Here is a 307-nt window from a genome sequence, read left to right on the forward strand (position 1 = left end):
GCTGACGCGCGAAAATTTCTCACTGGCGCCGCCCTACCCGTTCGTGCAGCTGGCTACCCTCAAGCAGCGCACGGAAAAGGCCAACCGCAGCGCCGGCCGGCTACCGGCGGCCAGTACGCCGCCGCGCGTGGTGCCGCTGTCCGATCCGCAGTATGTGGCGCAGCTGCAGATGATGGTGGCCACGCTGAAAATTCCGCTCGAGCGCCGCAATGCGCGCACCGGCCGGATGGAAAAGGCGCGGCTGTGGACGATCACCGATCGGACGGTGCGCAGCTGGCTGACGGAGGCGGTGGATGCTGCGGCGCGC

Annotated in this window: 1 pseudogene; it reads left to right on the forward strand. The window is 68.7% G+C overall.

Annotated features, from left to right (window positions below):
* Window positions 1–307 (forward strand): annotated as a pseudogene (locus AC6BYQ_RS23125) (phage integrase family protein); the annotation flags it as partial.

The organism is Serratia sp. LTN-2, from assembly GCF_059740205.1.